The organism is Arthrobacter psychrochitiniphilus, from assembly GCF_003185915.1.
GTDB lineage: Bacteria > Actinomycetota > Actinomycetes > Actinomycetales > Micrococcaceae > Specibacter > Specibacter psychrochitiniphilus.
On sequence record NZ_QHLZ01000002.1, the window covers coordinates 60873 to 87606 of the forward strand.

Annotated in this window: 17 protein-coding genes and 1 tRNA gene; 9 read left to right on the top strand and 9 right to left on the bottom strand. The window is 62.2% G+C overall.

Annotation, left to right across the window (positions count from 1 at the left end; translation table 11 throughout):
* Nucleotides 1-33: 33 nt before the first annotated feature.
* Nucleotides 34-2283, bottom strand: coding sequence for an acetate--CoA ligase family protein (locus tag CVS29_RS03670; protein ID WP_110105005.1), 2250 nt, complete (start codon nt 2281-2283; stop codon nt 34-36).
* Nucleotides 2284-2375: 92 nt separating this feature from the next.
* On the bottom strand, nt 2376-4583 hold the full coding sequence (locus CVS29_RS03675; protein ID WP_110105006.1) for an acyl-CoA dehydrogenase family protein: 2208 nt from the start codon (nt 4581-4583) through the stop codon (nt 2376-2378).
* Between the two features lie 404 nt (nt 4584-4987).
* On the opposite strand from CVS29_RS03675, the gene CVS29_RS03680 reads away from it, so the two are divergent.
* Nucleotides 4988-9739, top strand: coding sequence for an ExeM/NucH family extracellular endonuclease (locus tag CVS29_RS03680; protein WP_110105007.1), 4752 nt, complete (start codon nt 4988-4990; stop codon nt 9737-9739).
* A 156-nt stretch (nt 9740-9895) separates the two neighbouring features.
* Here the strand turns inward: CVS29_RS03680 and CVS29_RS03685 are convergent, their stop codons facing one another.
* A complete protein-coding gene (locus CVS29_RS03685) occupies nt 9896-11839 on the bottom strand; it encodes an FAD/NAD(P)-binding protein (RefSeq protein ID WP_245932053.1) in 1944 nt (647 codons plus the stop codon).
* Between the two features lie 100 nt (nt 11840-11939).
* Here CVS29_RS03685 and CVS29_RS03690 point away from each other — a divergent pair, with 100 nt between their 5' ends.
* The 3 genes from CVS29_RS03690 to CVS29_RS03700 all read left to right on the top strand — a co-directional run bounded on the left by CVS29_RS03690 (nt 11940) and on the right by CVS29_RS03700 (nt 15032).
* The gene (locus CVS29_RS03690; protein ID WP_110105008.1) at nt 11940-14042 is read left to right on the top strand and encodes a prolyl oligopeptidase family serine peptidase; all 2103 of its coding nucleotides are present in this window, start codon (nt 11940-11942) and stop codon (nt 14040-14042) included.
* A gap of 92 nt (nt 14043-14134) precedes the next feature.
* Nucleotides 14135-14226: transfer RNA gene (locus tag CVS29_RS03695), tRNA-Ser, on the top strand.
* Between the two features lie 134 nt (nt 14227-14360).
* The gene (locus CVS29_RS03700; RefSeq protein WP_110105009.1) at nt 14361-15032 is read left to right on the top strand and encodes a FadR/GntR family transcriptional regulator; all 672 of its coding nucleotides are present in this window, start codon (nt 14361-14363) and stop codon (nt 15030-15032) included.
* 55 nt (nt 15033-15087) lie between these two features.
* Here CVS29_RS03700 and CVS29_RS03705 read toward each other — a convergent pair whose 3' ends face one another.
* Genes CVS29_RS03705 through CVS29_RS03725 form a run of 5 tightly spaced genes read right to left on the bottom strand, consistent with a single transcriptional unit; the run spans nt 15088 to nt 19982 of the window.
* The gene (locus tag CVS29_RS03705; protein ID WP_218867978.1) at nt 15088-15939 is read right to left on the bottom strand and encodes an amidohydrolase family protein; all 852 of its coding nucleotides are present in this window, start codon (nt 15937-15939) and stop codon (nt 15088-15090) included.
* Entirely contained in the window at nt 15932-16900 is a 969-nt protein-coding gene (locus CVS29_RS03710) for an aldo/keto reductase (protein ID WP_110105011.1), read from the bottom strand. Before CVS29_RS03710 ends, CVS29_RS03705 begins: the two co-directional genes overlap by 8 nt.
* Nucleotides 16897-17211, bottom strand: a complete 315-nt coding sequence (locus tag CVS29_RS03715) for an L-rhamnose mutarotase (RefSeq protein ID WP_110105012.1) — start codon at nt 17209-17211, stop codon at nt 16897-16899. Before CVS29_RS03715 ends, CVS29_RS03710 begins: the two co-directional genes overlap by 4 nt.
* Nucleotides 17212-17247: 36 nt before the next feature.
* Complete coding sequence (locus CVS29_RS03720; protein ID WP_110105013.1) at nt 17248-18648, bottom strand: alpha-L-fucosidase; 1401 nt, start codon at nt 18646-18648, stop codon at nt 17248-17250.
* A gap of 2 nt (nt 18649-18650) precedes the next feature.
* Nucleotides 18651-19982, bottom strand: a complete 1332-nt coding sequence (locus CVS29_RS03725) for an L-fuconate dehydratase (RefSeq protein WP_110105014.1) — start codon at nt 19980-19982, stop codon at nt 18651-18653.
* A gap of 209 nt (nt 19983-20191) precedes the next feature.
* Between CVS29_RS03725 and CVS29_RS03730 the strand changes: the two genes are divergently transcribed.
* Together CVS29_RS03730 and CVS29_RS03735 are read left to right on the top strand one after the other, a co-directional pair.
* A complete protein-coding gene (locus CVS29_RS03730) occupies nt 20192-21076 on the top strand; it encodes a fumarylacetoacetate hydrolase family protein (protein ID WP_110105015.1) in 885 nt (294 codons plus the stop codon).
* Nucleotides 21077-21835, top strand: coding sequence for an SDR family NAD(P)-dependent oxidoreductase (locus CVS29_RS03735; protein WP_110105016.1), 759 nt, complete (start codon nt 21077-21079; stop codon nt 21833-21835).
* Between the two features lie 189 nt (nt 21836-22024).
* Here CVS29_RS03735 and CVS29_RS03740 read toward each other — a convergent pair whose 3' ends face one another.
* On the bottom strand, nt 22025-24187 hold the full coding sequence (locus tag CVS29_RS03740; RefSeq protein WP_110105017.1) for a RecQ family ATP-dependent DNA helicase: 2163 nt from the start codon (nt 24185-24187) through the stop codon (nt 22025-22027).
* Nucleotides 24188-24283: 96 nt separating this feature from the next.
* Here CVS29_RS03740 and CVS29_RS03745 point away from each other — a divergent pair, with 96 nt between their 5' ends.
* From CVS29_RS03745 to CVS29_RS03755, 3 genes are all read left to right on the top strand, one after another.
* A complete protein-coding gene (locus tag CVS29_RS03745; RefSeq protein WP_110105018.1) occupies nt 24284-25699 on the top strand; it encodes a phosphomannomutase/phosphoglucomutase in 1416 nt (471 codons plus the stop codon).
* Between the two features lie 71 nt (nt 25700-25770).
* A complete protein-coding gene (locus CVS29_RS03750; RefSeq protein ID WP_110105019.1) occupies nt 25771-26226 on the top strand; it encodes a hypothetical protein in 456 nt (151 codons plus the stop codon).
* A 3-nt stretch (nt 26227-26229) separates the two neighbouring features.
* Nucleotides 26230-26679, top strand: a complete 450-nt coding sequence (locus CVS29_RS03755; RefSeq protein WP_110105020.1) for an RrF2 family transcriptional regulator — start codon at nt 26230-26232, stop codon at nt 26677-26679.
* The last annotated feature ends 55 nt before the right edge of the window (nt 26680-26734 follow it).

Here is a 26734-nt window from a genome sequence, read left to right on the forward strand (position 1 = left end):
ACCGGGCCTTAGTGCGGCCGTGTTCGGGGCCTTTCATGACTGCTGCTTCCAGCGGATCAGGGCGTCGAGGGCTTCAATCTCGTCGCCGGCAACGCGCAGCGGGTTGATTTCCAGCTCTTCAAGCTCGTCGCCGAGGCCCACTGCCACCTGGGAAATCCGGAAGATGGTCTCGGCCAGCTTGTCCAGGTCTGTGGCTGCGCCGCCACGAAAACCGGTCAGCAATTCGATGCCCTTGAGGGATTCGAGCATGCGGCGGATCTCGGCCGGCCCCACGGGCAACAGGCGCAGTGCGGAGTCCTTGAGAATCTCCACCATGACCCCGCCAAATCCGACGGCGAGCACCAGTCCCCATTGCGGGTCCCGGACAACGCCTACGAGTAGCTCATTGCCGGCGGGCCGCATGGGAGAGACGGCAACACCTTGGATGTGTGCACCCGGGGCCAGGTCTGCCACGGATGTCATGATGAAGTTGTACGCCTCGGCGACGGCCGCTGCGTCACGGAGCATGAGCCGGACTCCGCCCACTTCGGTCTTGTGCGCAATATCTTCGGAGGCGATCTTCAGGACCACGGGGTAGCCCATGTCTCCGGCTGCGGCCACGGCCTCCTCTTCGGAGGTTGCGATCGCGGCCGGGATGTAGGGCACCCCGTGTTTGCGCAGGAACGCGCCGGCCTCAATTTCGGTCCATGTCTGAGCCCCTGCGGGCTTCTCAATCAGTTCTGCCGGCGCCACGGCCGGGTCTGTGGTGAGTTCATCCGAGCGCTTGCTCCACCAGGCGCTGCGGGCCACGGCCGGGATGCCGCGGTCAAAGGAGTCCGAGGAGTGCGGCAGGCCATGCTCGTTGGCGAAAGCGCGCCCGAATTCTGTGACGGTGGTGGGCAAAAAGCTCATGCTGATGACCGGCTTTGTCGATGACGTGAGCTGGCGGTGCAACTCGTCTTGGTTCAACCGGCCCATGTCTGCCATCAGCTGGTTCTCCGGCCAGGAGCTGTTGACCACGATGAAGTCGAAGTTCTCGTCGTCGATGAAACACTGGTTGGCCTTGGTGATGATAGTCGGATCCACCGAAATATAGCCGGTGGTGTCCATCGGGTTGTTGATCGTGGAGAAAGAGGGGAGCCCGGCGTCGTACAGGGCACGGACGGTGGCGTCTGCGGGTGTCGGCAGTTCCAGGCCCGCCAGTTCGGCTTTCTCCGCGATCAAGGCACACATGGCACCGGATCCGGTGACCACGCCCACCCTGTTTCCGGACAGGGCGCCATAGGATTCCATGATGCCGGCGGTGGCCACCAGGTCTTCAATGTTGTCCACCCGCACAACACCGAACTGCTTGCAGGCTGCGTCAATAACCTTGTCATCGCCCACCAGCGAACCGGTGTGGGCGGCGGCCACGCGGGCTGAGGCTTCGCCCCGGCCGGCCTTGAATACTACGATCGGTTTGCCGGCCAGGCGGGCCCTTTCGGCCACGGCGAGGAACCGTTCCGGGTTGGAAATTTGTTCCAGGTAAGCGGCGATGACCCGTGTGTTTTCGTCCTCCACCAGCATGTCCATGACGTCGATGGCCGAGACCATGGCCTCGTTGCCTACCGTGACCGCCGTCGAGCATCCCACCCCGCGTGAGGCCATGTACGGCAACAGGTAGATGGCCAGGGCACCGGACTGACTGGCGACACCGACCCCTCCGGCGATCATGGGCATCTGCGTCATGTGGCTGAACGCGGCGACCTTCGCGTGGGAGTTGATGAAACCAAGGTTATTGGGGCCCAGGATCAGCTGTCCGGCATTGCGGGCGCGCTCCACCAGCCGCTCCTGCAGCGCCGCACCCTCCGGCCCCGCCTCGCCGAGGCCCGAGGCCAGCAGGATAAGGTTCCGGATGCCCTTGACCCGGGCCTCTTCCAGCACGGTCTCCAACGAGTTGGTACCCGTGAGCACAATGGCCAGATCGGGAACCGCAGGCAGCTCCGCAATGGAAGTGTAGGAGCGCTGCCCGTGGCACTCCTCACCGCGGCGGTTGACCATGAACAGTTCCCCGGCAAAGCCGCCTTCCATCAGGTTGCTGTGCGTGAAGTGGGACCAGCTGGACTTCGTGTTGGCGCCAATGATCACAATGCTCCGAGGCTCAACGAGCTCGCGCAGCCGGGCCGTGTCAAGGTTCTGCACGGCCGTATTCTGCACGGCCGCGCCCTGCACTGCTTTGCCCTGCGCTGTGGAGTCCGCAGCGCCTGCGGCGCCTGCTGTGTGAATGTTCTGCAAGGGAGTGGCCTCGCCTGTCATCGTTGTCATGCGAAAAGGTTTCCTTTCGGTGAAGCATGGAGTGTTGACGTTCTATTCCCACAGCCGGCCTGGCTGTGTTTGGCGCTGGCCGCGTTTCCGGCCTAGCCGCGCGGCAGGCCTAGAATGCGTTCGGCAATGACGTTGAGCTGGATTTCAACGGTTCCCCCGCCAATGAGGACCTGCGGGACACCCAGCATCCCGGTGACCGCGTCGCCCGGGGCCTGGGCAAACAGGGCGCCCTGACCGGCCAACTGCAACACACGGGTGGCTGCTTCGCGGGACAGCCTGGCGTGGGCAACCTTGGCCAGGGACGAGCCGACCCCGGGCTGGAGGCCGTTGACCTGGCGGAGGGTTTCACGCAGGTTCAGAGCACCGATGGCGCTGCTGAGAGCCACGATGCGGGCCAGCTCGGTGAAGGCCTCCTCCTCCGTTGCGCAGTACCCCTGCTCCCGGATGAGCTCACGCAGGGATTCCTCGGCGCCGGCGGATACTCCGGAGGAGATTTGGGTGCGCTCGTTTTGCAAGGTGGTGGCCGTGATGCGCCAGCCCTGGCCAGGTTCGCCGAGCAGGTAGGCGTCGGGCACGAACACGGAGTCCAGGAAGACTTCGTTGAATTCCGCATCGCCCGTGGACTGCTTCAGAGGCCGGATGTCCACGCCGGTGCTGCGCATGTCCATCAGGAAGTAGCTGAGCCCCTTGTGCTTGGGCACGTCGGCGTCGGTGCGGGCCAGGCAAATGCCCCAATCGGCTTCGTGCGCCCCGGAGGTCCACACCTTTTGTCCCTTGAGCTCCCAGCCGCCCTCCACCTTATTGGCACGTGTGGACAGCCCGGCCAGGTCTGAACCGGCGCCAGGCTCCGAGAAGAGCTGGCACCAGATGAGCTCGCCCCGCAGTGTGGGGAGTGCGAACTTTTCCTTGATCTCCTCGCTGCCGAAGGCCAGGACGGTGGGCATGGCCCATTCGCCAATGACCGACGACGGCTGGATGAGATTCCGCCGGGCGTATTCCTGGGAGATGATCACCTGCTCCCCTGGGGAGGCTGCCAAGCCATAGGGGGCGGGCCAGTGCGGGGCCGCGAGGCCGTTCTCAGCCAGGAATGTCCGCTGCGTACCGCGCGAGTTCCAGCGTCCGCCGTCGTGCTCATTCTTCATGGCGGCGGCTTGGTCCAGGAGCCCGGCGATGCGCTGGCGGAAGGCGGGATCCTCATCGGGGAGTTCAATATCGATGCGGCGGTCCAGCTCCAGCGCAACACGGCCAACGGAGGCTATGCCGGCCCTGGCCGGTGCCACCTGTGCGGCCAGGGTCATGGCGCGGCGCAGGTACAGGTGGGCGTCGTGCTCCCAGGTGTAGCCGATCCCGCCCAAGATGGTGACAGCCTCGGTGACTGCGTCCACGGCCTGGGCAATGGCGGCCTCCCGTGCGGACCCGGCGGCCAACGCTTGCTGGTCCGCGTCCTGGTCCAGGGCCACCAGAGCCGACCACGCTGCGGCGGTTGCCAGTTCGGCGGCGATGAGCAGGTTGGCGCACTTGTGCTTGACGGCTTGGAAGGAGCCGATGGGCTTGCCGAACTGTTCGCGGATCTTGGCGTAGTCCGTGGAAACCTCCACGGCCCACCGCATGATTCCCGAAGCCTCTGCGGCGAGCAGGCCCGCCTGCAGGGTTTCAACGTGGCCCAGGCCCAGCCCGGCCAGGATGTCGTCGGCGCCGATGACCACGCTCTCCATCACCAGAGTGCCGGCGTCGCGAGTCAGGTCGGTGCAGCTTGCGGACACCTTGGCCACCCCGGCCCGCTCGGCCTCAATAAGGGCGAAGCGGGTGTGTGTGCCGTCGGTGAATCCAACCACTAGCTGTTCTGCCGAGAGCAGTGACGCCACAGCCGTGCGCCCGTTCATGATCCACCCTGTACTTGTGGCAAGGGCTGTGAGCGTGGCGGCGGGCATGGCCAAGGCACCTGTGGCACCCTCCGCGAACACGTCCAGGCCGTGTGTGGAGGCCTTGCATTCGGCGGCGGCCGCGACAGCAGCACTTGCCAGGACGGTGGAAACGTAGGGGCCGGGCACCAGTCGGCGGCCGAACTCCTCGACCACGATTGCGGTGTCGGCGACAGTTCCGCCTTGTCCCCCGCGCTCTTCGCTGATGTGCAGGGCGTGGAGTCCGTTGTCCACCAGTTCGCCCCAGTGCGCCGGGCGGCCGCCGGCGCCGTAGGCCTCGAACAGTTCACGGGTCTGCAGGACGTCGGCGAACCGGTCCGCGAAGTCTGAAACTGCGGCAGCCAGATCGGCGTGCTCTTCTGTGAGGGACAAAGGCATTGAATCACTCCAAAATCACGGCCGAACCGTTCCTGAAGGGAAGCGGTCCGACGAGCGGGACATTTGTTAACTGAAACTAGACTCTAGTTTAAGTTTGTGACTTGGGCAACACTTTTCTGGAATCAAGTTTCAAAATATTTTTTTCTTCGGATTCCAGCTCCCCAATGCGGGCATACCCCGACCGATGTTACTTTTACTCCCACATGTGCCCACTTCCGCACAAAACCCTTGTATTTGCTTGACCGAAGCCACTAGTTCATGAATGATTCACATCTATGTGCTTGGCTCATTAACGCTTCCGCAGTTCGCTCTCTGGGATTGCTCTTTGCCGTTCACTGAGCCAAAGCTGCGGTTCATCATCACTCACGGCACAACGGTGTGCCACCCTTTCGAGAGTTGGAGACATGACGAGCAGTAACTTCTACAAGGCAGGATTGGGGGCCGCCTTGGCCTTCGGTCTGGCCGTGGCGCCGTTGGCGATCTCGCCAGCCCTTGCCAACGTTGCCCCCGAACCAACCGAATCCGCGGCGGAACTGGGAACGGAAGGAAATCGCGCCCCTGCCGCTCCACTCGCGGCTCTACCAGCGGTACCCAACGTCATCATCAACGAGGCGTACCTCAACGGTGGCAGCGCGAACGCCAGCTTCAAAAATAAATTCGTGGAGTTGTACAACCCCACAAATGCAGACATCAACCTGAGCGGCTGGTCACTGCAGTACCGCTCAGCCACAGGCTCAGTGGCACCATCCGGGCTGACCGGGCTTGCGGGCACCATCAAAGCCAATGACTACTACCTGATCAAGGGCAACTCCAACGGGGATAAGGGCCTTGACCTGCCGCCCGCCGATGCCGATACCGGCAGTCTCGCGTTCTCCGGAAGCGCCGGGACCCTGTTCCTCTCCAACAAGGCCGAGCGGCTTCCTGCAGACCTGGCAACCGGCTCACTGGTGGGCACTGCCGACATTGTCGACCTGCTCGGGTACGGCACATCCAATACTTTTGAAGCCGTACCTGCTGGCGGCCAAACTGTGGCGCTCTCACTGAACCGAAGCGACGCAGTGGACACGGATAACAATTCCACCGACTTCACCACCGCAGCTCCTACGCCCACCGGCACGGCTGGCGGGGTAGAACCGCCAAAGCCGCCGGAGGATGCCGGCAACAAGACCATCGCCGAGATCCAGGGTGAAGGCGCCAAGAGCGCCTTTGAAGGCTCCACTGTCACCACCAAGGGCAAGGTCACGGCGGCCTACCCCACCGGAGGTTTCGACGGCTACTTCATCCAGACTCCCGGCACCGGTGGCGATCTGGACATGGCCACCCACAAAGCCTCCAACGGCGTGTTCGTCTACTCACCCGGCACCGTAGCCAAGGTCAAGATTGGTGATTATGTTCAGGTGAGCGGACTCGTGAAGGAATTTGGTGGTGCCACTGACACCACCACCACCACCGAAATTGACGTCCCGGCCGATGGTATGACGGTACTGGACGAGGCAGCGACAGAGGTCAAGGCCGCCGTCGTCAGTGTCCCGGAAACCACAGAAGGACGCGAAGCCCTTGAGGGTATGCTCGTGGCACCCCAGGGCGAATTCACCATCACCGACAACTACACGCTGAATAACTACGGCGAAGTTGGCCTGGCAGTAGGCACCAAAGTGCTGCTCCAGCCCACCGCCGTGGGTCCGGTTGGCTCCGCTGCACACACCGCCACGATTGCCACCAACGCCACCAAGGCCATCAGGCTCGATGACGGCGCCAGCACCAACTTCCTCAACGCCGCCGGCCAGTCGGTTCCGCTGCCGTGGCTCAGCGCAGCAACACCGATGCGGGTGGGCTCCACCGCCGAGTTCGCAACGAACGTGATCTTTGACAACCGTAATAACGCCTACAAGTTCCAGCCGTTGGAGGCACTGACACCTGCCAACGCAGAAGCCGTTCAGCCCATCGCCTTCGGTAACAACCGGGTTGATGCACCAAGTGCCGTCGGCGGGGACCTCAAGGTTGCCACGTTCAACGTCCAGAACTACTTCACGCAGACCGGCGATAAAAACGCCTCCTGCCAGTTCTACAATGACCGCGCAGGCAACCCCATTACAGTGCGGACAGGCTGCCTCCAACGTGGTGCTGCCAATGCCGCAAACCTCACACGCCAGCAGGCGAAAATTGTTGCCGGCATCCACCAGTCAGGGGCCGATGTGCTCTCACTGGAGGAAATTGAGAACTCCGTCAAGTTCGGCGAGGACCGCGATTTCGCCCTGGCCACCCTGGTGGCGGCACTGAACGTTCAGAGCCCCGGAGTGTGGGACTACGTCCGCTCACCCGGCATGGACCAGCGCCCCTCGGTGGCGATCGAGGACGTGATCCGCACTGCCTTCATCTACAAGGTGGCAGTTGCTAAACCGGTAGGTACCTCCGCCATCCTGGATGACCCTGCCTTCACCGGCATTGCCCGCCAGCCGTTGGCTCAGGCCTTCACCCTTGCAGGGAACGGCGAGGGCGCGAAGGTCATTCTGATTGCCAACCACTTCAAGTCCAAGGGTTCCCCCGCAACACCGGATGACATTGACAAGGGCCAGGGCAACTCCAACCTTGCCCGCACGGCACAAGCTACAGCCCTAGTGAAGTTCTCCAATGCCCAGCAGAGCGCTCAAGGCACCGACAAGGTCCTGCTCATGGGTGACTTCAACTCATACACCTTTGAAGATCCCATGCTGCTCATGGCTGCGGCAGGATACGTGGACCAGGGCGCCAAGACGGGCAAGCACTCCTACGCCTTCGGCGGACTGGTGGGCTCACTGGATCACATTGTGGCTACCCCGGCACTGGACGCATTCGTCACGGGTGCGGACATTTGGAACATCAACTCCACCGAGTCCATCGCCATGGGATACAGCCGCTACAACTCCAACGTCACGGACTTCTATGACACCTCGGCTTTTGCCGCCTCCGACCACGACCCCGTTGTGGTTGGCTTGAACCTTGCTGCTGCGGCGAGCGCACCCAAGGAAATCAACCTCCTGAACATCAATGATTTCCACGGCCGCATCGACTCCAACACGGTCAAGTTCGCTGGCACAGTGGAACAGCTCCGGGCCGCCTCGGGCGACGCCAACACGGCGTTCCTCTCGGCGGGAGATAACATCGGTGCCAGCTTGTTCGCTTCTGCCTCGCAGGACGATAAGCCCACCATCGATGTCCTGAACGCCCTGGACCTGAGTGCTTCCGCTGTTGGAAACCATGAGTTTGACAAGGGCTGGGCTGATTTGGAAGGGCGCGTCCAAGACGCAGCCAACTGGAGCTACCTAGGCGCCAACGTTTACGCCAAGGGAACCACCACCCCGGTGCTTGATGAATACAAGATCATCACCGTCAACGGTGTGAAGGTTGCCATCATTGGTGCCATCACCGAGGAAACCCCCACACTGGTGACCCCGTCCGGCATCTCTATGCTGGAATTCGGTGACCCTGTTGAAGCTGTCAACCGGGTTGCCAAAAAGATCACCGACGGAAAACTCGCGGACGTCATCGTGGCTGAATACCACGAAGGTGCCGGTGCAGGGACCCCGGACGGGGCAACCTTTGAGCAGGAACTGGCCGCAGGAGGCGCGTTCGCTGAAATTGTGACGAAGACCAGCGCCTCGGTCAACGCCATCTTCACGGGCCACACTCACAAGCAGTACGCCTGGGATGCCCCCATCCCCGGCGTTGCCAGCGATGCCGTATTGAAGACCCGCCCCATACTCCAGACCGGAAGCTACGGCGAGTTCATTGGTCAGGTCAAGCTGCAAGTTGATGCCAACAACAAGGTTCTCTCCTACACGCAGTCCAATGTGGCACGCAGCAAGGTTGATGACTCACTCTTGGTGGCCGCTTTCCCGCGTGTTGCCGAGGTCAAGGCCATCACGGATGCGGCTTTGGAGGCCGCAAAGATTGCCGGCAGTGTTCCAGTAGGCAAGATCTCTGCCGACATCACCACGGCGCAGACCTTCGATGCGGCAAGCGGCAAGTACAGCCGTGACGACCGTTCCAGCGAGTCCACCCTGGGCAACCTGGTGGGCAACTCCCTCTTGGATGCGCTCAAGGGTGAGCAGACCGGTGGAGCCGAGATTGGCGTGGTCAATCCCGGCGGACTCCGTGCGGACCTGCTGTACAAGAACGCAGGCCTCGAGGACGGGGTGGTCACCTACGCCAACGCCAACGCGGTGCTGCCGTTTGTGAATAACCTGTGGACCACCTCCCTCACGGGAGCGCAGGTGAAAACCATGCTGGAGCAGCAGTGGCAGACCAACGCGGATGGCCCCATCCCCAGCCGCCCGTTCCTGAATCTGGGACTGTCCTCCAACGTGGACTACACCTACGATTCCTCCCGTGCGCTGGGCGATCACATCACCTCTGTGGTCATCAATGGCGCGCCGCTGGATACGGAACGCTCCTACCGTGTGGGTACGTTCAGCTTCCTGGCAACGGGCGGGGATAACTTCCGCGTCTTCACCGAAGGCACCAACACCAAGGATTCCGGCCTCATTGACCGCGACGCCTGGATTGCGTACCTCGGGGCGAAGTCTGCCGAAGCTCCGATAGCACCTGACTTTGCCCGCCGCGGCGTGGACGTTGTGGGCGCACCGTCCACGGTCAAGGAAGGCCAGGTGGTTACGCTCACGCTGAAAAAGCTGGATCTGACCTCACTCGGAACCCCTGTCTCCACGAAGGTCACTGTTCGGTACGAAAACTCGGGCGGCGGAGCGGCGGTTCAGCAACCCATAGAGAATATCTTTATCGTCAATAACGGCTCTGCGGACTTGAAGTTCAAAATGCCGAAAACGCTCAACGGCGGCCGTCTCACCATCACCACCGACGGCGGAACGTCCGCCGGGCTCCCCATCATCTCGGTGACGGCAGATGCGGGAACACCCACGGATACGGAGTCACCGAGCCCCACCGGCTCCAGCACGGCTCCGGGCACCTCCGCTCCGGGCACCTCGCCTTCTGCGACGAGTACAGCAGGCGGTGGCGCAGGCAGCGGCACCGGCAACGGCTCGGGCAACCTGGCTAACACGGGAGCCACCGCGCTGCCGCTGGGACTGGGTGCCCTGGTCCTGGTGGGGGCCGGAGTTGCCGTGGCCATGGCAAGCCGACGCAAGGAGGCACGCCACTAACCGTCGCTGAACCAAGCCACCGCGCCCGTTCCCTCGTCTCGAGGGGACGGGCGCGGCACTTTAACCGGAGCATTCCCTTGCTGCGAGAGCGTCCGCCAAAAACACGCCAAAGGAGAGATAACGTTCGCGAAAATCGCGCCAATGGTGGGATAGCGTTCAGGCGAGGATGTCCACGGCGATAGCATCCGCATCCAGCAGCGTGCTATAGCCGCTGCGGTACTGCGCCGACGCCTCCGCCGCGATGGCGGTACCCCATTGCGTGGAGGAAAGCTGCAGGCCCAGCACATACATGCCCTGGACAGGCGCACCTGTCCCATCCAACGGGCGGTACGGCGGGGCGCTTACGTCCAGCCCGCTGGTGACCACGGGCCCGCCGTCGGAGGCCATCATCATGCGGGGACGGACGGCGCCCTCGGCCAGCAGGTTCGCCAACAGGATGGACGCACTGCCTTGTACGTTGTTGGCCGGGGCAAGCGCCTCTACCAAATGCTTGGCTTCCCACGGCGCATCAGCCACCCACGGAGAAACGGCTGTGAACACCCCGTGCTGGACGCGAAATACTGGGTCAGGGCCAACAAAATGGACCACCCCGGCACGCACCAGCGCAGCCAGTTGCTCAACACGGATCGCGGGCGGACCGCTGGCCAGACCCTCCACGAAGCCTTCAAACCAGCCGCGCAACTCCCCCAGCCAAGAACTTTGAGTGATGCCGCGATCGGCCACGAGCGATTTAATCACAGCCCGCCCGGCATTTAACGCCCCGATAGCCATTTTGGTAGGATCATCCTCCCCCAGTGCCGACCCGGCCGCATCGGCGCAAAGGTACTCCAGAACGGCCGTATCCATGTCCGCATGCGTGGCGAAGCGATGCCCAGCCCCGGCCCGCAGCCGGTGCGCAGCTAACGGCCTGGCCAACCCTTCCAGATCGAGCACCAGCCCGTCTTGCACACCCTTGCCCAGCAACTCCGTGAGTCGGCTCTGCCACCCCGGGTCCCCGCCGTCGAGCCCAACATGCAGCAGCGCATCCAATGCCGGCAGCAAAGGGGCGCTCACCGTGTCCGGGCGGGTCCTGGCCAAGGTGGTGTAGTACGCCCAGAGCGTGTCCCGGTACAGCAACGGCCAAATATCGTGGTCGAACCCGGCGGTGGCTCCCATGGCCCGGATCGAAGCCACGGCATCCTCGCACAAGAAACGCAGGCTCACACTTGCAGGGTAGTAGCTGGCCAGCTCCGCCTTCGCACGGTAAGGAGTCCCCCGCCGCGACGCCCCCACAATGACCGGTTCACGGCCCGACGCCACATACCGCAACGCCTCCCCCGCCGGCTTCCCGGTATCCTCAAACGTGCCGCCGCGCCCCTGTGTCAGCTGGCCCAGAACGTCAAAAAAGTTCAATCCCATGCCGCGCACCAGAACGGTTTCACGGGCCGGCAACTGGTCCCAGTCAACGTCATTGGGCACCGCCGGGGGCAGGTATGTCAGGCCATGCTCGCGCGCCTCGGCCCGTAGCTGTTGCTGCGCCAGGCTCAACTTTGATTCCACATGGCCCAGCGCCAGGACCGCTTGGTCCACGGCCAGACTTTCCCCGCTCACCAGGACTACGGTGAATCCGCCACTGCTGTGATCGCGCACCACGCGCTTGGCTTCAGCAGGATGGACGGTGAGGCTCACGCCGTCGGGCAGGGTGGCTGTGAGCTGTTCAAAGCACCAGCTCAGGTACCTGCCGTAGAGAGCGCGGCTGGGAAAATTTGCGGCACCGAGGACGGCCAGTTCAGCCTTGTCCCCGCCGCTGAGGCGTTCCCACGGTGTGTGCTGTTGAATTTCACGCCATTGGTTGAAGCTGCAAGCTGCCAGCGCAGGCGCACTGACCCCTTGGTCCGGGATCAGTGTGGGGAAAAAACTTTGCGTATTCATCAAGTACAGGCGTGACTGCTCCGTGCGCCAGACGTGGCCCGCACCGGGCGGGAAGGGATCGATCAGGTGGATGTGCAGTGCCCGTGTGCGGTGCCCTGCGGCGTGGTGGGCCAGCAGCCGCTCCATGACGGAAGTCCCGCGGGGCCCCGCACCCACAATTGCCACCGTCTGCACACTTGTTAATTCCACCCTCTGAGCTTAACGGATGGGGCACCCCAAAGTTGCGTGGGATGCTGCGGTGAGGTCCCGGTACCGTGCGGCTGCTGTTGGCGTTGCCTAGGATGGTGCCATGACTGAAGCCGTGACTGCCACCCCCCAACAGATAGCCAACCAGCCCGCCGACGAGTTCTTGTGGCTCGAGGACATCCACGGCGAGGCGCCCATGGAGTGGGTACGCAAGCACAACGCCCGCACCGACGCCACCCTCGTGAACCCCGCGTACACCGCCATGGAAGCCCGGGTCCTGGAGGTGCTGGACTCCAAAGACAGGATCCCCATGGTGTCCAAGCGCGGCGCCTGGTACTACAACTTCTGGCGGGATGAGGTGAACCCGCGCGGGCTCTGGCGCCGTACCTCATGGGAGAGCTACCTCAGTGCCGCACCGGAGTGGGATGTGCTGCTGGATGTAGACGCGCTGTGCGCTGCGGAGGATGCACAGTGGCTGTGGGCGGGGGCCTCATTCCTGCGTCCAGCCCCCGGAGCGGACTACCGCTTGGCCATGCTGGCGCTCTCCCCCGACGGCGGCGATGCGGTCTCCTACCGGGAGTTTGATCTGACAACGCGCAGTTTTGTGCCGGGCGGCTTTGACCTTCCGGCAGCGAAGACCCGGCTTTCGTGGTTGGATGCGGACACGCTGTACGTGGGCACCGACACTGGGGAAGGTTCCATGACGGCTTCCTCCTACCCTGCCGCCGCCCGGGTGCTGCGCCGCGGGGAATCCCTGGCGGAGATGGGCGCAAAGGAGCCGCTGTTCTCGGTTCCGCTGGATCATTTGAGCGGCGGCGTCTCCCACAGCAGCACTCCCGGTTTTGAACGCGATGTGGCTTATGACGTGCTGGATTTCTACAACAGCCGCAGTTACTTGCGCGTAGGCGATGACTGGGTCCATATCGAGGTCCCTGACGATGTGAATGTTTCCCTCCACCACCAATGGCTGCTGCTGCGCCCACGTACGGACTGGGACGTTGCCGGGACCGTGTACGCCGCCGGGACCTTGCTGGCCATTGAGCTATCCGCGTTCCTGGCCGGGAGCCGTGACCTGGCAACCATTTTTGCCCCGACCGCCGCGGAATCCCTGCAGTCCTGGAGCTGGACCCGGGACTACCTGCTGCTGAACTTGTTATCTGATGTTTCCTCCAAAATCCTGATCCTGGATCCCGCCGCGGACTGGGCCGCCACGGAATTAGATGCCTGCCCGCCGCTGCACTCCGTGGACGCGTACGCCGTGGACAACGAGGGTCCAGAGGCCGGCAACGACTACTGGCTCATTGCCACTGGTTTCCTCACCCCGTCCACCGTGTACCGCGGCACCCTTGAGTCCCGCGAGAGTGCACCGGCAGCGCTGGTGCGGGAAGCTCCGGCGTTCTTCACCGCGGAAAAGTACAGCGTGGAGCAGCACTTTGCCACCTCCGCTGACGGCACTCGTCTGCCTTATTTCCAGGTGGGACCCAAGGATTTAACGCTCGACGGCGCCAACCCCACCTTGCTCAGTGGCTACGGCGGGTTCGAGGTGTCGCGGACGCCGTCGTACAGCGGTGCGGTGGGGCGTACCTGGCTAGAGCGCGGGGGCGTGTACGTGGTGGCGAATATTCGCGGCGGCGGCGAGTATGGGCCCAGCTGGCACACGGCCGCGCTGGGCGAAAACCGGCACCGGGCGTATGAGGACTTTGCTGCGGTGGCCCTGGATCTGGCAGCGCGCGGGGTGGCTACAGCAGCCAAGTTGGGATGTGCTGGCGGGAGCAATGGGGGGCTGCTGGTGGGAAACATGCTCACGCAGTATCCGTCCTTGTTCGGTGCCATCTCCTGCGGCGTGCCGTTGCTGGATATGCGCAGGTACACGAAACTCTCCGCCGGAGCATCCTGGATTGCCGAGTATGGCGACCCGGATGTGCCGGAGCAGTGGGAATACATCAAAACGTTCTCGCCCTACCATTTGCTACTCGCCGAGGTGAAGTACCCGGCGGCATTCTTTTGGACGGCCACCTCGGATGATCGGGTGGGACCGGTGCAGGCGCGGAAGATGGCGGCACGGATGGAAGCCATGGGCATTCCGGCGCTCTTTCACGAGGCGCTGGAGGGTGGACATGCCGGTGCTGGCAACAATGAACAGGCCGCCCGGCTGCACAGCGCATCGCACGAGTTCCTGTGGCGGGCACTCACCGGAAGCCTGTAATTTTGGCGCACCCGGCCCTCGTTTTGCTTTGCAGGCCTGTTTCTGGGTAAAGTTTGGGATGCTGGTTAGGGGCTTCTACCTTAGCCAGTGCTGGAGACGTGCCAGAGCGGCCGAATGGGCTTCACTGCTAATGAAGTGTGGGGGTTAAACTCCACCGGGAGTTCAAATCTCCCCGTCTCCGCCAAAAAATGCGCTCCTCGATTCGTCGAGGAGCGCATTTTTGTTTTATCGATAAAATCCCGTGACTAACGTGTACCTTCTGTTCTCAAGACAGCGATCCTGGTCACTAAACAAACATCAGACCATTACACTGGCAGCATGGCTGTGACAGATGAAGCAATTACCAAGATCAAGGACATGATCATCTCCGGGGAACTTTGTGCCGGGGACAGGCTGCCTCCGGAAAAGGAACTCAGCGAAAAACTGGGCCTGTCCCGCAGCTCCTTGCGCGAAGCGGTCAAAGCCCTGGAGATTATCCGCGTCCTGGATGTACGCCGCGGCGACGGCACCTATGTGACAAGCCTGGAACCCAAGCTACTGACGGAGGCCATGACGTTCATTGTGGACCTTCACCAGGATGAGTCCATTTTGGACATCTTCGAAGTGCGTCGAATCCTGGAACCGGCCGCAGCAGCCATTGCCGCCACGCGCATCACACCCGAACAAATTGCCTCACTGCGCGCCACCATGGAGACCATTGACGATGCGACCAGTGTGGAAGCACTCGTGGAACACGATCTCATCTTCCACCAGCTCATCACCTCTGCGGCAGATAACAGCTATCTGGCCAGTGTCCTGGATGCCCTCTCCAGTAGCACCGTGCGCGCCCGCATCTGGCGGGGCCTGACCCAGGAAAAGGCAGTGGACCGCACGTTGGCAGAACATACCGCCATCATTGAAGCCCTGGAACGCGGTGACGCGGACCTGGCAAAGTCACTCCTAACTGTTCACATTAGCGCAGTGGAGTACTGGCTCCGTCAGGCACTCTAGGGGCGCCCGCACTCCGCAGGCAGCCTTGCCTCTGCCATGGCTCTCCCGGGGGCGACTAGCGACGATAGGTACGCAGCGCCGTCCCGGACCAGATGGCCTGGGATTCCGCGGGGCTCAACGTTTCAATAAGGTCACCCGCCACCGCTATGGTCTGCGCATAACTGGCACCAAGCAAACTCACCGGCCAGTCACCACCAAATATCAGCCGATGGGGACCGAAAGCTTCCAGAGCAACGCCCCACACCTGCTGCAACGCTGCTGCGGAAAATTGTGCACCGTCCATATGCAGCCCCGAAACTTTAGCCACCGTGTTGGGAAACGCCGCCACGGCGCGCAACTGCGCCTCCCATACGGCCATGGCTTCTACGCCTCCGCGCGGCGGCTTACCCAGATGGTCAACCACCACCCGCAGCTGCGGAAAATCCCGTGCCAGCTGAGCCACTTGCCCCAGATGGCGCGGGAAGGCGTCCGGAACATCAAAGGCAATCCCTGCCCGCTCCAGCAACGCCAGGGTTTCGCGGACTGCCGGAAGCTCCAGCACCTTGGGGCGGGGGTCGTCGTGGATCAGTGTCCGGACACCGCAGAATTTGGGGTTGGCGCTCCATTGTTCCAGGAGTGCGGCAGCGCCAGACGGATCTTCCAACGGCAACCACCCCACGACGCCGATGATCCAGTCGTTGGCATCTGCCGCGGCAAGCATGGCTTCAGTGTCACTGGCGGCATCGTCAGCCTGGACCAGGATGGCCTGCTGAACGCCAGCCCCGGACAGTGCTTCCCACGCCTGCTCCGCGGTGAAGGAGTTGTACAGTACGCCGTGGCCAGGTTGCAGCCAGGAATACCGCCCCTCCCCCAGTTCCCACAGGTGCAGGTGAGAATCAACCCGAGCCACCGCGTCCGCGCTAGGCAAAGACGAGATCTTCCGTTAGGAGACCGCGGGACACCAGTGCGGTCCAAAGCTCGGGCGGAATCTGGGCCGCCATCCGTGCCGCTGTTTGAGTGATTTGATCCGGGTTGGACGCACCAACCACTACGGTGCTCACAGCCGGGTGGGCGGCAGCAAATTGCAGCGCAGCGGCTGGCAACTCAACACCGAATTCGTCGCAGCAGGCCGCGAGGGCCTTGGCGCGGGCCAAGATGTCCGCCGGGGCCGGTTCATAGTTGTAAAACGCGCCCTCAGCAACCACGGGGCGGGCCAGCAGACCGGAGTTGTACACGCCAACGTTGGCAATACCCACACCGCGCGCCAGGCACAGGGGCATGAGGTCTGCGGCGCCCGGCTGTTCCAGCAGTGAGTAGCGCCCGGCGAGCATGATGATGTCCAGGTCCGCGGCGAGCACGCAGTCCCTCAAAGCGTCGGCGGAGTTGGCGCCGACGCCAATGGCAGACACCAGGCCCTCCTCGCGCAGCTTTACCAAGGCGGGAAGGGCCTCCCTAATTCCGGCCTCGAGGTCGTACACGTCCGGGTCGTGGAGGTAGGCGATGTCGATCCGGTTCAGCCCAGTGCGGGTCAGGGAGTCCTCAATACTGCGGCGGATCCCCGCCTCTGACGGGTCCCAGCGGCGAACGGTGTCTGCAGGAACGTCAAAGCCCTGCTCATCGCGAGCATCCGAGGGGTTCTCCACCGATTCCAGAACGCGGCCTACCTTAGTGGAAATGACAAAGTCCTCTCGCGGTTTGCCGGCCAGGAAAGCGCCCACACGTCGTTCGGATAGGCCCAGTCCGTAATGGGGTGCTGTGTCAAAGTATCTGATGCCCGCGTCCCACCCGGCGGCGAGGGTGGCGGCGGCAACGTCGCTGTCCATGGCACGGTAGAGATTGCCGATTCCTGCGGCACCAAATCCCAAACGGCCCAGTTCTGGCACGCTCATGGCAGTTCCCACACTTGTGCCAGGCCCATGTCATCGCCCGAGTAGTCGTCCTCAACTTCCAGCAGTTCACTCATGACGGCCTGCCATTCAATGTTGACAGGATCCGTGGCCAATTCCTTGCGCATGGCTTGGTAATCGGCCACTTCCACCACATGAAAAAGCTCCCGGCCACTGCGCCAAATGTTCCATGCTGTGACCCCGGCGGTGCGAAGTGCAGCGTCAAGCTCGTCACTGATGTGGGCATGGACGGCGTCATATTCAGCCTCTTTGCCGGGCTTTAGCCGGGTGTGTAGGGCGATCTTCTGGCTCATGCGCGGGGCTCCTTCGGTGCTCATTCGGGTCAGGATTCAGGGTTCTGGATTCAGGAACAGTTCAATGACAGGCACGCTCACGCCGGGGCGTTTGACGGGTAATTTCAAGGTCAAGGTACCGGGTGCTTGGCCGGCAGGGGTCATGTGGCCAGCGGACTGCCCCGGATCAAGGACTTGCATGGCAACTTCTGAGGCATCGTTAAGCAACTGCGCGTACCGCACCTTTCCGGCCAGGCCGGGCAGATGGATGAACTGGAACGGCCAGGCAAAAAGATGCAAGTACAGCCTGTTGCCACGCAGGGTGTAGCGGGCATCCGCTGGCGCTTGCAGGCCCGAGGCCCCGGCACCGTAAATGGAGCGCCCGTGCAGATGCATCCATTCGCCCATGGCAGCCAGTAGCTCGTGTGCGCGGGGATCAATTTCGCCACGAGCCGTGGGACCCACATTCAGCAGCAAGTTCCCTCCCTTGGACACACCGTCAATGAGCATGCGGATAAGTTGTTCGGCAGATTTGTAATCCAGATTGTCCCTGTCATAGCCCCAGCTTCCGTTCAGTGTTTGGCACGCTTCCCAAGGCACTTGCTTGTTCCCGCTGATCATGGGCCCTGCCGGCTGATATTGCTCCGGCGTGAGAAAGTCCCCGGGCACATTGAGCCGGTCATTGACCACAATGCCCGGCTGCAGTTCCCGGATCATCTTCATCAGCTCGGCTGAGCCCCAGTCAGCGGCTCCCTTACCGGGGAACCTCCCACCGCCGTCGGGGTTGGCAGTTGCAACATCCGGATAGGAGAAATCAAAGAACAAGTAGTCAATCTGCCCATAATTGCTGAGTAGTTCACGGACCTGGCCGTGCAAATATTTACGGTACCGGTCCCCATCGCGCCCCTTGTTCAACTCCTGCCAATCCGGGTTTTTCCGGTCAGCGTGGTTGCCGTCAATGGTGAAATCCCCGTGATGCCAGTCGATGACCGAATGGTAGAAGCCAACTTTGAGCCCCACCTCCCGCAGTGCCGCCACATAAGGTGTCAGCAGATCCTTTCCGCAGGGGGTGTTGGTGGATTTGTACTCCGTGAGGGCAGAATCCCACAACGCGAAACCGTCGTGGTGTTTGGTGGTCAGGACCACGTACTTCATCCCCGCATTTTTGGCCGCGGCGGCCCATTCACGGGGGTCATAGAGGTCCGGCTCAAAGTGATCAAAGTACTTGCGGTACTCCCCAACACTCATGTTCTCCCGGTACATGACCCACTCATGGCGTGCAGCGAGGGAGTACAAACCCCAGTGCACAAACATGCCGAGCCTGTCCTCGGTGAACCAGGGAGCATGGGGGATGGTGGCTTGGGCTGAATCGGCTCGGGCTGAAACAGCTTGCGCCGAGGTGGACTGGGGGATGGTTTTGTTGGGGGCAGGCTGATTGGGGATGGCTAGCTCTGACATGACTAAACCATGTCCTTTTCCACGGCACTCGCCGCGTCCGCAGCCCAGAAGGCCCCGTCCGGGAAGCTGTACTCCGCTACGGATGCAGCATGCATTTCGCTGCCGCCACCGGGAGCAACGGGCGGCCAGTAGCGGCCGTCATGAACATCAATCGGGGTGAGGAAGTGCTCGTGGAGGTGGTCCACGAACTCGATCATGCGGTCATCTTTTTTGCCGGAGACGGCGAGAAAGTCAAACATGGACAAGTGCTGCACGGCCTCGCATAGGCCTACACCGCCAGCATGCGGGCAGACCCGGACACCGAACTTGGCGGCCAGCAACAAGATGGCCACGTTTTCGTTGACTCCAGCCACACGGGCTGCATCAATCTGCAAAACCTGCAGCGCGCCCGCCTGTAGCATCTGCTTGAACACAATACGGTTCTGCACATGCTCGCCGGTGGCCACCGGGATCGGTGCCACGCCGCGGGCAATGGCTGCGTGCCCCAAAATGTCGTCAGGGCTGGTGGGTTCCTCGATCCAGGCAATATCAAACTCGGCCAGATGGGACATCCATTCGATGGCCTGATCCACATCCCAACGCTGGTTGGCATCCACGGCAATCTTGATGTCTGGTCCCACGGCGGCACGTGCGGTACGCAGACGGCTCACGTCATCCGCGAGGTCGGCACCTACCTTGAGCTTGATCTGCAAGAAACCTTCGGCAACGGCCTCGTGCGCCAGCCGTGTCAGCTTCTCATCCGAATACCCCAACCAGCCTGGTGTGGTGGTGTAGCCCGGGTAGCCCTCCGCCAGCAAGGTAGCCATGCGCTCATCACGGCCAGGCTCTGCGGCACGCAGAATCTCCAAGGCGTCCTCGGGGGTGAGGGCATCGCTGAGGTAGCGGAAGTCAACCAGGTTCACGAGCTCCTCGGGACTCATGGTCCCCAGTAACTGCCACAACGGCAGGCCTGCACGTTTGGCTTTCAAATCCCACAGCGCATTGACCACAGCACCAATTGCCATGTGCATGACACCTTTTTCAGGACCGAGCCATCGCAACTGGGAATCGTTGATGAACTCCTTGTAGGTGGCACCCATATCCGCAAGCAAATTCTCCACATTCCGGCCCATGAGATATGGCGTCAGCGCCTTGATAGCGGCCGTTTCCACGTCATTTCCCCGCCCAATAGTGAACACGAAACCGTGACCTTCATGACCGTCGCCGTGGTCCGTAACAACACGCAAGTACGCTGCCGAATAGTCCGGATCCGGGTTCATGGCATCGGAGCCATCCAGATCACGTGAGGTAGGGAAACGGACGTCGCTGGTCTCAACGGCAATGATGGTACTCACAGGTGCTCCCTAGGAGAGAATTAGAGATAATAGAAGTTGCCTCAAGCTAAACATCCGATGTTTCGCATGTCAATATGTCTCAAAATGCTGAAATAATTGCAATGAGTGGGTAAAGTTACCTTAAAGCTCAGACGTTACTGACCTCTGTTACGGAGGTTTCTGAGCCACAAGGGCCGCAACGGTGCGGCCGCAGTAAGGATAGGAAATCAATGAAGATTGCACGTCTTGGTGATCAAGGACAAGAAATTCCCGTTGTCATCGCGCTCGATTCTGCTGGTGTTGAACGCGTCTATGACGCTCGCCCCGTAACCTCCGCCATCGATGGGGCCTTCCTGTCCAATGACGGCATCGCCGCCCTGCGAACCGCGTTGGCCAATGAATCCTTGCCGGTCTTGGACAACGCTGATGGGCTGCGCATCGGTTCCCCCATCTCACGACCCAACAATGTGGTCTGCGTCGGCATGAACTACGCAGCTCACGCGGCAGAGTCAGGTGCCGAGCCGCCCACCAGTCCGGTGGTCTTCCTCAAGCCGAACAACACGGTGTCCGGCCCGTTCGATGCCGCCCCCATCCCGCCGAACTCGGCCAAGTATGACTGGGAGGTGGAACTAGGAATCGTTGTGGGCCGTGAGGTCAGCTACCTGTCCGATGTCTCCGAGGCCGCATCCGCCGTCGCCGGTTATCTCATTGCCAACGACCTCTCGGAGCGCGAATACCAGCTCCCGGGTGCCGCCGGGCAGTGGACCAAGGGTAAGTCGCTTCCCAAGTCCACGCCGCTGGGGCCGTGGTTTGTTCCTGCTGATGCAATAGACGCCAGCAACCTTCAGCTCCAGACCTGGGTCAATGGCGAGCCACGCCAGAACTCCAACACCGCGGATTTGATCTTCGATGTTCCCACCATCATTCACCATCTGAGCCAGTACATGGTGCTGGAAGCCGGCGATGTCATTCTGACCGGGACCCCGGAAGGCGTTGCCCTGTCCGGCCGTTTCCCCTACATCCAGGACGGCGACGTCGTGGAAGTGGAGATCGCCGGTTTGGGGCGCCAGCGCCAGGAATTCTTCCGGGCCGCACCCGCTGCACAGGAAGCCTAGATGAGCCCCGAGCTTTCAGCCCTGACAGCCGTTGTTACCGGCGGTGCCTCCGGAATTGGCGCAGCCATCGCGGCCAAGCTGCAGTCCATGGGCGCGAACATCTCAGTCCTTGACCTGAATCCTGCGGATCTGCCCGAGGGCCAGCTTGGGTTTGTCTGCAACGTAGCTGACGACGCATCCGTCAAGGCCGCGATCGAGGGCACCGTGGCAGCCTTTGGCGGAGTTGACATTCTCATCAATAACGCCGGCATTGGCGCCCAAGGAACCGTGGAGGACAATGACGACGCCGAATGGACTCGCGTCTGGGACATCAACGTTGTCGGCATGGTCCGCGTTTCCCGCGCTGCCCTGCCGCATCTGCGCAAGTCATCTGCCGCGGCTATTGTGAACACTTGCTCCATTGCGGCCACCGCAGGATTACCGCAACGCGCACTGTACTCGGCCACCAAGGGCGCGGTTTTGTCCTTGACGCAGGCCATGGCGGCAGATCACCTGCGTGAAGGGGTACGCGTCAACGCCGTGAACCCCGGCACGGCTGACACACCGTGGATCAGCCGGCTCATGGATTCGGCACCGGATCCGGTAGCGGAGCGTGCTGCTTTGAACGCCCGTCAACCGCATGGCCGTCTGGTTGCCGCCGATGAGGTTGCGGGCGCCGTGGCGTACTTGGCGAGCCCGCTTTCCGGCTCCACCACAGGTATTTCCATTGCCGTGGATGGTGGCATGCAGGCCCTGCGTCTGCGCCCCGCCGGTCAGTAACCACCACCTCGCGGACGCTCGGTTACCTTCGGGCCCCGTTTCCCAGACGCTATCGCAGCAATGGCGCGATTTTTGGGAACGCTATACCACTGTGTGCACTAGCGTTCCCGAGTCTCCAACCATTGCTGCGGTAGCGTTTTGGGTTAATGCCGAAAGATGACCCAGCGTGTTGGGCGGGACGGGGAAGCTTTAGCCGGCTTGGGCCAGCACCAGTGGCAGGACCTGTTCCGCCCCTGCGGCACGCAGGGCACGTCCGGCAACAGTGAGGGACCAGCGGCTATCCACCAGATCATCGAGCAGCAAAACCGGGCCATCCGGGCCATCCGCGAGCGCGGATGCCAGCTCTGGCCCCACCTCAAAGCGATCCCAGACACCGGCCAGGCGGTAGGCGCTATTGCCTCCGCGCTCCCCCGTGGGTCCACCGAATTGCAGCGATAATTCACCCAGGTACGGCAGCTGGCCAATCTCACAGATGGCTTGGGCGAAGGACTGCAACAACAATGGTTTCTTCCGGGACGGCATCGAGACCACTGCCACGGGGCGTCCGGCACCTTCCCAACCGTGCTGACCCCATTCGCGCAGCACCGCTACTACGGCTTGGGCCATGGCCGGGTCCATAGGAGCATCCGGGGCACCGGATGCAAACATGGCCCGTAGGGCATTGCCCCATCCCAGATCGCTGAGTCTGGCCAGAACTCGTCCGGTTGAGAGCAGCTCGTTGGCTTTCAGTTTGCCCTTGACCGGAACCCCCAGCTTGTCCATGCCGGTAGGCCACATGGCGCGTGGATCAAGCGGCAGTCCGGCATGACGCAGCGATTCCCCGGCACGTTCGGCAGCTCCTTGGCCAACGTCTGCGGCAAACCAGCGGCCCGTACAGTTATCGCACCGCCCGCACGGAGACGCCGTTTCATCGTCCAGCGCGGCGGCCAGGTATTCCATCCGGCACCCTGACATGCGCTCGTATTCCACCATGGATTGCTGTTCATCCACACGGGCTGCGGCAATCCGGCGGTAGCGTTGTTCGTCATAGACCCAGGGCTGGCCCGTGGATTCCCAGCCTCCCGTGACCCTCCGGACGGCCCCGTCAACAGCCAGCACCTTCAACAGCAGCTCCAGCGGGGTCCGCCGCAGGTCAACTCTGGCTTCCAGTGCCGGGGTGGACATGGCCTTGGGTGATTCGCCCAGCGTTTCCAAAACTGCCATGGCCTTGTCCTGGGCCGGCATGGAGGCCGTGGCAAAGTAGCGCCAAATTTCGGCGTCCTCACTGCCGGGCAAGAGGAGCACGTCCGCGTTGGCGCTGCCACGGCCGGCACGCCCTACTTGCTGGTAGTAGGCCACAGGGGATGAGGGCGCCCCCAAGTGCACCACGAAGCCCAGGTCCGGCTTGTCGAACCCCATACCCAAGGCACTGGTGGCCACGAGCGCCTTGACCTGGTTGTTCTTGAGCGCCTCTTCCAGGTTCTCGCGTTCCATGGTGTCGGTACGTCCCGTATAGGCCTTGACCACATGTCCTGCTCCGGAGAGCAGCCGCGCGGTGTCCTCGGCCGCGGAAACCGTGAGGGTGTAGATGATGCCGCTGCCCGGCAGTTCTGCCAAATGCGTCAGCAACCAGCCGAGCCGGTCACGAGAATCGGGCAGCCGCAGCACCCCCAGCCGCAAGGATTTTCGCGCCAGCGGGCCCCGGATGGTGAATACCCCGGCCCCGAGCTGTTCCTCAATATCAGCCACTACCCGTGAGTTGGCGGTGGCGGTGGTGGCCAGGACGGGTACGGATGCCGGAAGCTGAGCAATCAGATCCGCAATGCGGCGGTAATCGGGGCGGAAATCGTGGCCCCAGTCGGAGATGCAATGGGCCTCGTCAACAACCAACAGGCCGGTACGCGCAATGAGCATGGGCAGCTGATTTTCCCGGAAGGACGGGTTCGTCAGCCGTTCAGGGGACACCAACAGCACGTCCACCTGATCGGCGGCCAGGGCGGCCGAGATTTCACCCCATTCCGTGGCATTGGCGGAATTGATGGCCATGGCCCGCACTCCCGCCCGCTCCGCTGCGGCAACTTGATCACGCATGAGTGCCAGCAGGGGCGAGACAATCAGGGTTGGGCCGGCGCCCCGGGCCCGCAGTAGCAGCGAGGCAACAAAGTACACGGCCGATTTTCCCCAGCCGGTGCGCTGGACCACCAAGGCCCGGCGTCCGGCGTCCACCAGGGCTTCAATGGCTTCATACTGGCCATCATGAAAGTCTGCATCCTCCCGGCCCACCAAGGCCCGTAGCACTTCCAGCGCCTGAGCCCTGGTAGCGGAGGCGCTGTGGGATGTTGTGGAAGTACCGGGGGTTGGTTGCGTCGTCATATCCCCCAGTATTCCAGCGGCCACCGACAATGGGCGCCCACCCCGGGGAAACTGTGGATAACTTCACGGTTTGCTCCTCAACGCTAAGATGATGGGGTGACTACTGAAGATAATTTCCCTGTTGACCTCTCCACTTCCTTCAAAGCGTATGACGTCCGTGGCATTGTGGGGCAGTCCATTACTGCCTCCTCCGTCAAGGCCGTGGGTGCTGCTTTTGTCGATGTGCTGGGCCTTGAGGGCCAAAACGTCTTGGTTGGTGGCGATATGCGCCCCTCCTCCCCCGAGTTCTCGGCAGCCTTTGCCGAGGGCGCATCCGGCAGGGGTGCCAATGTTCAGCTGCTGGGGCTGATCTCCACCGATGAGCTGTACTTCGCTTCGGGTGCGCTTAAGGCTGCCGGCGTGGTTTTCACTGCCAGTCATAACCCGGCTGAATATAACGGCATGAAGATGACCAAGCCCGGCGCCGTGCCGCTTTCCTCGGAAACTGGTTTGACCGAGATCCGGGACCTCGCCCAGTCTTATCTGGCCAATGGAATTCCGGCCGATAAAACCGTAGGCAGCATTGGCACCGCGGATGTCCTGAAGGACTACTCACAGTACCTGCGTTCTCTGGTGGATCTCTCTGCCTCACGCCCGCTAAAGATAGTGGTTGACGCCGGTAACGGCATGGCTGGTATGACCACTCCGGCCGTGCTGGGCAGTGCACTGTTGCCCGGCCTGCCCTTTGAGATTGTGCCGCTGTACTTTGAGCTCGATGGCACCTTCCCCAATCACCCGGCCAACCCCTTGGAGCCGGCCAACCTGGTGGATCTGCAGGCGGCCGTAGTCAAGCATGGTGCGGACATTGGTTTGGCGTTCGACGGCGACGCCGACCGTTGCTTTGTAATTGACGAGCTGGGGGCGCCCGTTTCGCCGTCGGCCGTGACGGCTTTGGTGGCCCGCCGCGAGATTGCGCGAGCCAAGAAGGGCGGAGAGGAACACCCCACAGTCATCCACAACCTCATCACCTCCCGTGCGGTACCGGAACTGATCGAGCACGACGGCGGCCGAGCCGTCCGCACGCGCGTGGGCCATTCCTTCATCAAGGCAACCATGGCCGCAGAAGGCGCAGTGTTTGGTGGGGAGCACTCCGCTCACTACTACTTCCGCGATTTCTTCAATGCAGACACCGGCATGCTCGCAGCCATGCACGTCCTGGCTGCCTTAGGCGAGCAGGATGGTCCGCTATCGGATCTGGGCCGCGAATACGAACCTTACGCATCCAGCGGTGAAATCAACTCCCAGCTGGCCGATGTCCCCGCCGCAGTAGCCCGGGTACGTGAGGCCTACACCCGCGAAGACGTAGTGGTTGATGAACTGGACGGCGTCACCTTTACCGCCAAGGACGGTTCCTGGTGGTTTAACCTGCGCGCCTCCAACACCGAGCCTTTCCTGCGCCTGAATGCCGAAGCTGTTGATGCCGTGACCATGGCTGATCTGCGCGACGCCGTTCTTGAGCTGGTCCGCCGCTAGCCCGCCAGCGGCAAGTACCACAGCCACCACGGCACAGCCCCAACCACCCAACACTTTTTACAGGAGCCCTGATGGAGCCGAACAGCAACCCGCAATCTGAAACCGACCTCTTGGTCCAAGATGACCTCAACAAGCTCATTGGCACCGCCTTGGGTGTGGCGGGCGACCAGCTCGAAGAGCATGGCGCCTTCCTGCCGGTGGGCCTTGTTCTCACGCACGAGGGCGATCTGAGTCTGGTGGCCGTCTCACCGATAACCACCGAAGGTGGGGAAGAGGAAGAGCTGGACGCCGATCAAATGGTGGCGGATCTTTTCGAAGCGCTATCTCAGCAGAAGGAAGCGAACCGAGCTGCCGCCGTGGTCTGCGATATTCACTTGCCCGATGATGCCACCGACGCCATCCACGTCATGGCCGAGCACAGCACCGGTGTGAGCGTTTCCGCAGTCCGGCCCTACCGTCAAGCCCCCACCGGGTGGGAGTTCGGCAATCCCTTCTTAGAAGCTGGTGAAGTCACCATATGGGCATAATCCATGCGTATTAATAGCTTTTCTGACGTGAGCCTGCGCCTGTTGATGGTGCTGTGCTCTCTGCCAGAGGATGAGCTTCCCACCACGCGTGAACTCGCTGAGTCCGTGGGCACGCCCTACAACCATGTCAGCAAGGCTGTCCTGAAATTGCGCCAAATGGGCTTGGTGGAAGCCCTTCGTGGGCGCAGCGGCGGCGTACGCATTTCATCTGAAGGCAAACAAGCCACGGTAGGTAAGGTGCTGCGCATCCTTGACGATCATGGCGACGTTGCACAATGCCAAACGGACATGGGCGATTGCCCCATGGCGCATAGTTGCGGCCTGCGCGGCGTGCTCAATCACGCACGCGAAGCATTTTACGTGTCACTAGACGAGGTGACCATCTACAGTCTCGCCAGGACCACCACCACCGGCCCGGTGCCCGTGACGTTAAGCACATCACGTCCGGATTAACCCCCGCCAAATCAGGCTTTTTCTACAGCGCGTAGAAAAGTGGAATTTAAACTCG

What these genes read in the sequence shown, in the direction of transcription:
- CVS29_RS03670 (WP_110105005.1), bottom strand. Translation starts at nt 2,283, where the DNA reads ATGACAACGATGACAGGCGAGGCCACTCCCTTGCAGAACATTCACACA.
- CVS29_RS03675 (WP_110105006.1), bottom strand. Translation starts at nt 4,583, where the DNA reads ATGCCTTTGTCCCTCACAGAAGAGCACGCCGATCTGGCTGCCGCAGTT.
- CVS29_RS03680 (WP_110105007.1), top strand. Translation starts at nt 4,988, where the DNA reads ATGACGAGCAGTAACTTCTACAAGGCAGGATTGGGGGCCGCCTTGGCC.
- CVS29_RS03690 (WP_110105008.1), top strand. Translation starts at nt 11,940, where the DNA reads ATGACTGAAGCCGTGACTGCCACCCCCCAACAGATAGCCAACCAGCCC.
- CVS29_RS03700 (WP_110105009.1), top strand. Translation starts at nt 14,361, where the DNA reads ATGGCTGTGACAGATGAAGCAATTACCAAGATCAAGGACATGATCATC.
- CVS29_RS03710 (WP_110105011.1), bottom strand. Translation starts at nt 16,900, where the DNA reads ATGAGCGTGCCAGAACTGGGCCGTTTGGGATTTGGTGCCGCAGGAATC.
- CVS29_RS03715 (WP_110105012.1), bottom strand. Translation starts at nt 17,211, where the DNA reads ATGAGCCAGAAGATCGCCCTACACACCCGGCTAAAGCCCGGCAAAGAG.
- CVS29_RS03720 (WP_110105013.1), bottom strand. Translation starts at nt 18,648, where the DNA reads ATGTCAGAGCTAGCCATCCCCAATCAGCCTGCCCCCAACAAAACCATC.
- CVS29_RS03730 (WP_110105015.1), top strand. Translation starts at nt 20,192, where the DNA reads ATGAAGATTGCACGTCTTGGTGATCAAGGACAAGAAATTCCCGTTGTC.
- CVS29_RS03735 (WP_110105016.1), top strand. Translation starts at nt 21,077, where the DNA reads ATGAGCCCCGAGCTTTCAGCCCTGACAGCCGTTGTTACCGGCGGTGCC.
- CVS29_RS03740 (WP_110105017.1), bottom strand. Translation starts at nt 24,187, where the DNA reads ATGACGACGCAACCAACCCCCGGTACTTCCACAACATCCCACAGCGCC.
- CVS29_RS03750 (WP_110105019.1), top strand. Translation starts at nt 25,771, where the DNA reads ATGGAGCCGAACAGCAACCCGCAATCTGAAACCGACCTCTTGGTCCAA.
- CVS29_RS03755 (WP_110105020.1), top strand. Translation starts at nt 26,230, where the DNA reads ATGCGTATTAATAGCTTTTCTGACGTGAGCCTGCGCCTGTTGATGGTG.